Source organism: Blautia glucerasea (genome assembly GCF_013304385.1).
GTDB lineage: Bacteria > Bacillota > Clostridia > Lachnospirales > Lachnospiraceae > Blautia_A > Blautia_A ammoniilytica.
Window position 1 is genome coordinate 1 of sequence record NZ_JAAITU010000076.1, and the last position, 7,306, is coordinate 7,306.

The 7,306-nt window shown below is 41.0% G+C and carries 7 protein-coding genes; all 7 read right to left on the bottom strand.

The window, feature by feature from the left end:
- Positions 1–527: 527 nt before the first annotated feature.
- Positions 528–827, bottom strand: a complete 300-nt coding sequence (locus G5B11_RS17955; protein ID WP_005330972.1) for an ArsR/SmtB family transcription factor — start codon at positions 825–827, stop codon at positions 528–530.
- A 136-nt stretch (positions 828–963) separates the two neighbouring features.
- Entirely contained in the window at positions 964–1,674 is a 711-nt protein-coding gene (locus G5B11_RS17960; RefSeq protein ID WP_330603174.1) for a succinate dehydrogenase/fumarate reductase iron-sulfur subunit, read from the bottom strand.
- On the bottom strand, positions 1,671–3,215 hold the full coding sequence (locus tag G5B11_RS17965; RefSeq protein WP_173729250.1) for an FAD-binding protein: 1,545 nt from the start codon (positions 3,213–3,215) through the stop codon (positions 1,671–1,673). The genes G5B11_RS17960 and G5B11_RS17965 overlap by 4 nt, the downstream gene beginning before the upstream one ends.
- On the bottom strand, positions 3,212–3,751 hold the full coding sequence (locus G5B11_RS17970; protein WP_025579815.1) for a hypothetical protein: 540 nt from the start codon (positions 3,749–3,751) through the stop codon (positions 3,212–3,214). The genes G5B11_RS17965 and G5B11_RS17970 overlap by 4 nt, the downstream gene beginning before the upstream one ends.
- A 10-nt stretch (positions 3,752–3,761) precedes the next feature.
- Entirely contained in the window at positions 3,762–4,280 is a 519-nt protein-coding gene (locus G5B11_RS17975) for a DUF6921 family protein (RefSeq protein ID WP_173729251.1), read from the bottom strand.
- Positions 4,281–4,296: 16 nt separating this feature from the next.
- A complete protein-coding gene (locus tag G5B11_RS17980) occupies positions 4,297–6,651 on the bottom strand; it encodes a heavy metal translocating P-type ATPase (protein ID WP_173729252.1) in 2,355 nt (784 codons plus the stop codon).
- Between the two features lie 59 nt (positions 6,652–6,710).
- The gene (locus tag G5B11_RS17985) at positions 6,711–7,070 is read right to left on the bottom strand and encodes an ArsR/SmtB family transcription factor (RefSeq protein ID WP_015512809.1); all 360 of its coding nucleotides are present in this window, start codon (positions 7,068–7,070) and stop codon (positions 6,711–6,713) included.
- Between the last annotated feature and the right edge of the window lie 236 nt (positions 7,071–7,306).

The window sequence follows — 7,306 nt, forward strand, 5'->3', positions numbered from 1 at the left end:
GCTCGAATTTTCCTTGCTCCATTATTCCTGCTTTAAGGTATTTACGTATTAGCCATTTTGAACTTCTTTTATGCTACCTGATGTCTGCAATAGGAATGAATCGCCAAGAATGTAAACACAAATAATTCAATTCCTGCCGAAATCAAAATAACATGCGGTGTCCAGAAACTCATTCCACCGATATTCAGATAATTGAAATTTGCAAGCTAAGAAAGGAAATTGTTCTGCATACCAATTCCGGCAGATGGAAGTAAGGTAGAGAGCCATGTTGCTCCCATCGCCACATAAGCAAAAAGCGGCATGAGAAGAACTACGATAGAGATCAGCAAAACTGTCAATGTGTCTTTACATTTTGCAGACAGGAACAACGTACAGCTAACCGTTGCTAATACAGAAAGTAAGCCCGCTGCTGCGAGAATTATCTGCAACTGCCCCAGATTGATGTTTGGCAGGTTACAGTCAGGTAACGCTGGAAAAAACTAATTCCTGAATTTGATTCTTTTTTCATGATATCTGCTCTCCTTAAATTATTTACAACAATCCCCGTCACCGCATCCAAGGCAAGTAAGGGATTCTATAAAGTGTTTGTAATTCATCAATGTCTCACAATTCAAAGAATAGTGATGCCATTTTCCTTCCTTACGATCATTCACAAGGCCGCATCCTACCAGTATCTTCATATGATGGGATAAAGTTGGCTGGGTAATTTCAAATCTTTCCAAAAGTTTACACCCGCACTTTTCTCCATCCGACAGCATCTGTACAATTTCCAGCCGGTTCGCATCGCCCAAAGCCTTGCATATCAAAGCCACATCCATTGCATTCATATTGACACCTCACATTGATCATTGTCTATGTTCAATATAATATATACATAGATATTTGTCAATGTATATATTTTTAAAAAAGAGAATCAAGTTTTTGATTCTCTTCATACATTCATTATAGCTTTTATCATCCATTTTATTTGCCCCAAACAGCCGCTGCATTCGACCTTACAAGCAGTTCTTCCACAGGCAGACCAATCGGACAAATATCATGACAAGATAACGACTTCCCGCATCCCTCAAAATATTTCTTCTTATATTCAGCAGAAATCTCATTCAAATGAGTGCTTTCCTGTTCTTCATTCAGAATCCGAAATGCGTTGACTGCAGCAACAGCACCTGCGAAAGTCCCATTTGCAGAGAAGTTAGGACACACTTCAAGGCAGCAGCCACACATCAGACAGCGTGCCGACTGGTATCTCGGTTCATGTGTCCACGGATTCATATAAGCTTCACTTTCAAGCCAAAGGTTCAGTTTTTTCAAATTTTCAAACAGAATTGACCGGTCAACGATCAAATCTCTTACAAGCGGAAATTTGCTTAAAGGTTCCAAGATGATTGTAGAACCTTTTAACGTATGTAGAAATGTAGAGCATGCCAGCCTCGGACGTTCGTTAATCAGCATGGCGCAAGCCCCACATTTTCGCACCATACAGCTACATTCCCAGCTGATGGGAGTAACTATATTCCCTGAATTATCTTTCAAAGGGGTTCTACTGTTCAATTCCTTTAGAACATTGGCAACAGAGCTGTTTTTGCTTCCGTCAAACTCAAATTCCTGCCAATAACTGTCTGATTTCTGACTCTCCTGCCGCCTGATTCTTATTTTATATACCAAGTGAATCACCGCCTTTCTGGAACAGGTACAAAGGAAATCTGTATCTGCTTTCCATCAAATCTGGCTACCGTTGTTTTAAGGTAATCATCGTCATTGCTCTTCGGATAATCCTCCCGCCAGTGTGCACCACGGCTTTCTTTTCTTGCAAGAGCACTCTTTAGAACTGCCATGCCAAGCAATGGAAGATTTCCTGTCAGCGCTTGTACCGTTTGAATCCCATTTAACAACGTATTCTCATTTCTGACAACGCCCATAGTATCCTGCATCACTTTGTTTAATTGCTTTATTTCTGAAATTTGAGACGCTGGTGGAAAATCTATCTGTGTCGCACAAGATAGATCTACTACATCTGCCTGTTCACATGCTGATTTTGCCGCAACACGTCCTCCGTATAACGCTCCTAACAGAGAATTTCCACCAAGACGGTTGGCACCATGATATTGGGCACAGCATTCTCCGGCAGCGTAAAGATTCTGAATCGGCGTTCTGTGCTGCTCATCCACCAGAATGCCTCCCATAAAATAGTGAATTCCCGGTAAAACAGACACCGGTTCCTTTCGTATATCTTTATACAGATAGGTCATACAATCGTCTGCCAGACCAGATAGCTTATTTGAAATAATCTCCTCCGATATTTCCGTCATGTCAAGAAATACCTCTGATTCATGGCTGACCTTCCATATCTCTCTGGCGGTAATATCTCGTGGCATCAGATTTCCAAGCTCCGGGTATTTTTCCTCCATGAAATACCATTGTTTTCCATCTTTCATAGCAAACAACCTGCCACCTTCCCCTCTGGCCGCCTCGCTGATGAGCATGCGTTTTCCACCACATTTCACAGTTGTCGGATGGTACTGGATCATCTCGCCATTTGCCAGAGGAACACCAAGCCGGAACAATTCTGCGGTGACTTCTCCTGTATTGCTCAGCGAACCCGTTGTATTTCCAAACAATCCGTGCATACCACCGGTGGCAACAATAACCGCATCCCCTGGTAATTCCACAGTCTCCTGACTGTATTCATCCCTGATTACGCAGCCACAACAAATATTGCCACACAGACGAAGTGTTAGGAAAGAATGATGGCTGAACCGTTCTACCATACCAGATGCTTCTTTCCTGCGAACAGCGTCTATCATAGCTGTCATGATCTGCTTCCCGGTATCGCTCTGTGCAAAAGCAGTCCGTTTCTTTTTCTGCCCGCCAAAATTCCGCAGATCCACATCATCATAGCCACTCATGTTAAATTTAACTCCAAGTTTTAGCAGCCAGTGCACCAGCTCCGGTGCTGCCTGTGTCATTCCCCAAACTGCATTTGGATCTGCCAGACCACATGCTGCCTTTATTGTATCTGTAAAATGTTCTTCGGGACTGTCGTTTTCATCTTTTGTATTCAAAGCTGCGTTGATACCGCCCTCCGCCATAACAGACTGTGCCCGCTCTGACGGAAGGAAGGAAACCAGTTTTACATTGCATCCATTTTCCGCTGCCTGCAAAGCCGCTGAAAGTCCTGCCAGTCCAGCACCTATAATAATAATTGTCTTACTCATAGATATTGCCACCCAATATAATATAAAATAACCGCTCCCGCTATAAAAAGAAGAAGCACCGAAAGGATCAAATAAATATCGCTCCTTCGTTCTTTATAACTAATGATTCCCAGTGATACGAGCAATGGGCGTATATTGATAAAAATATGAACAAAAATTGCCGCTACGAACAAAAGCTGAGTTACCATCTTTACCGTTGTAAAAGGGAACAAAATATATGTCCCATTCTGCACCTTTCCAAACAAGCCAATATGGAATAACAGCAGAATCAGTATTGCCATCCCACTGGCTCGTCTCGCCCAAAATATGGCGTTCTGTTTCAGATACATTTTTCCTGATTGCTTCGCTGTCTGTAAACTCTGAACTGTCAGGATGACACCAATCACCGTATGCACAACAAGAATACCAACACCAATCCATGCAAGAAGTTTCCCTGCACTACTTCCAACTCCGTTCAGCATAAAGCTGCCCATGATTCCATGAATCATAAAAATGAGAAGCATTAAAACAGACAAAATCGTATTCCATTTTCTCATAAATTCCCGCTCACCTCATTTCTTCGCTATCCATGATCATATAGTCCATCTGTGTTAGCGTTGTAACGTCAATAAAATCATCCGATGCCAGGAATACATCATACTTTCCACTTACCACTCTTGATAGCATCATTGTGTTACTGTACTCTTTCAGATCTACGGAAAAACCGACCTGTTTCAACCTGTCACAGAGTTTCTTAGCATAACTGACAAGCGGATAATCCGTCTCAGATACATATAACCGAAAACTAATGTCCGTTTTCATGAGATCTGTTTCATTTGTTTCCGAATCGTCCAGTGCCAATTCTTTTAATTTATTCCGGGTGTTCTCGTTGTCGAGACCATCTGACATCATATTAATACCGAGAACATAAGAGCCTTCCAACTGTGCGGAGGCTTGCGCCGCCTTTTTTGACTTCGGTGTTGCTCCTGTGACTGCATCAATCATAGAAGGCGGTGAATGTAAAATGACACCAAAACCTACAAGAAAAACAATCGTAACAACTAACAGAATCAGTTTTCGTTTCACATTTCCACCTCATTTCCTATTTTTTCAAAATTCTCATTGCGTTCAAAACAGCAATTATGGTAACGCCTACATCACCAAATACAGCTTCCCACATTCCCGCAATACCAAGAGCGCCAAGAATCAGGAAAACACTCTTAATCCCAAGAGCAATCACTATATTCTGCATGACAATCTGTTTTGTCGCTTTTGCTACTTCAATCGCGTCCACCAGCTTAGACGGTTCATCTGTCATCAGAACTACATCTGCTGCTTCAATGGCCGCATCCGAACCAAGCCCACCCATTGCAATACCAACATCTGCACGGGCAAGGACAGGAGCGTCATTGATACCATCACCAACAAAAGCCAATTTGCTTCCCGGTCTCTTTTTACTATCTAAAAGCTCAACCTTTTCCACTTTTTGGTCAGGAAGCAGCTGTGCATAATATTTATCCAACTGCAATTCTTCTGCAACAGACTTCCCAATTTTTTCATCATCACCGGTAAGCATGACTGTTTTTTCCACGCCGATATGTTTCAGGTCAGAAATTGCTTTTTTACTGTCCGGCTTCACTTCATCTGTTATCAAAATACATCCTGCATATTGACCATCTACAGCCAAATAAACTTTTGTACCTGCTTTTTCACAGGTTGTGTACTCTATACATTCTGTATCCATAAGTTTTGTATTGCCAGCAAAAACTTTCTTTTCCCCTACCATTACACTGATTCCATATCCTGAAATTTCCTTATAATCAGAAATCACTGACTGATCAATTTCTTTTTCATAAGCAGCAAGAATGGATTTTGCAATAGGATGGTTAGAAAAACTCTCTGCCTCTGCCGCATACTCCAGAACCTGTTCTTTTGAAAATCCATTTGCAGGCAAAATATCCGTCACATTGAAAACACCTTTTGTAAGTGTTCCGGTTTTATCGAACACAATAACGCTGACATTATTAAGTGCCTCTAAATAATTGCTTCCTTTTACAAGAACACCTCGTTTAGATGCTGCACCAATGCCGCCGAAGAAAGTCAGCGGGATTGAAATAACCAATGCACATGGACAAGATACCACAAGGAAAACAAATCCTCTGCGAATCCACTCTGTCCAGCCTCCGCCAAGAATGATCGGTGGCAGAATTGCCAGAAAAGCTGCTAAGATTACAACCACAGGTGTATAATAACGTGCAAATGTAGTAATAAAATTTTCTGTTGGTGCTTTTCGGCTTGACGCATTTTCCACAAGATCAATAATCTTTGAAGCCGTAGATTCACCAAATGCTTTTGTTGTCTTAATCATTAAGACACCCGTCTGATTCATACAACCGGAAAGTGCTTCGTCTCCTTTATGAACACTTCTCGGAACTGATTCTCCTGTTAAGGCCCTTGTATCCAGCATAGAATCTCCATCCAATACCACACCGTCTAATGGAATTTTTTCACCAGGCTTTACAATAATAATCTCACCAATGGAGACATTTTCTGGAGATATGGTAATCAATTCCCCATTTCTTCTTACTATAGCAGAATCTGGACGTATATCCATTAAGTCTGATATAGATTTTCTGGAACGCTTAACAGCCAATGACTGAAAAAATTCACCTACCTGATAGAATAGCATAACAGCAACTGCTTCTGGATATTCACCAATGACAAAAGCCCCAATCGTAGAAACACTCATCAAAAAATGTTCATCAAATACACGCCCCTTTGAAATGTTCCTCACAGCCTGCCATACAACATCCCCGCCAAGAATAATATAGGAGACAATGAGAAAAACTAACTCGACAGGCAGTGGCACTTTCGCAAAAACTGTCAATGCCATACCAATACCATAGATTGCTGCGCCAATCGCTAAACGAATCGTCAACTTCTTGTCCTCATTGTTATAGGATGTATTGGTATCCTGTTTTTTTGCAGGTATATAGTATTCCTGTGCAATTTCGGAAACTTCTACATCTGGCTCATGGCTGTGGACAATCATTTCAATCTGACTGGCTATTGTATTTGCGGCAGCTGGAGCAACATTGATTGTCAGCGTCTGCTTCATCAAATTTACAACTGAGGATTGTACTCCATCCAATTCTCCGACTTCTTTTTCAATTTTTGCGGAGCAGTTCGGACAGTCCAAGCCCTTTAACAAATAACTCTTTGTAACGGGGATAATTGTTTCTTCCTGAACCTCCACATCTGGCTCATGGCTGTGGACAATGGTTTCAATCTGACTGGCTATTGTATTTGCGACAGCTGGAGCAACATTGATTGTCAGCGTCTGCTTCATCAGATTTACCACTGAGGATTGCACTCCATCCAACTCTCCGACTTCTTTTTCAATTTTTGCGGAACAATTTGGACAGTCCAACCCTTTTAATAGAAATATGCGTTTCATGATAATCTCCTTATAATTTGTTTAATTGTTCAATTACTCAACTATAATGTTAAAAAATATTATTTCTGCCAAAGATGCTCAAATCCCTTGTCAATAATCTCTTTCACATGATCATCTGCCAGCGAGTAGTAAACTATCTGTGCTTCTTTACGGAATTTTACCAGATTCGCTAGGCGTAATGCCTTTAACTGATGCGAAATTGCAGATTTTGTTACCCCCAGTAGCACTGCAAGATCACATACACACATCTCACTCTGTTCTAGAGCGTGTAAGATTTGTACTCTAGTTCCATCTCCAAATAGCTTAAACAAAGAAGCCAACTGGATATAATCATCTTTTGGCTGCATCTTGGATTTCACATCATTCACAATATCCTCATGAATTACATCGCAATTACAAATATAAGACGTTTTTGACATATATTCATCTCCAAATAATAATAGTTGAACAATTACTCAACTATTATTATACTTATTTTTAAATTTATGTCAATAAGCTGATGTTAGTTCCCCATAAATTTTACAATTAAAACCAGCTCTTTATTCTTTTCTTAATCTTTTTCCCAGTATACCGTTTTGGCTTTCTTGTCACACTTCCTGTAGTCGAGTAGACTTACACCTCACAATGTAAGCCCCTCACAGAACCGTACGTGCGG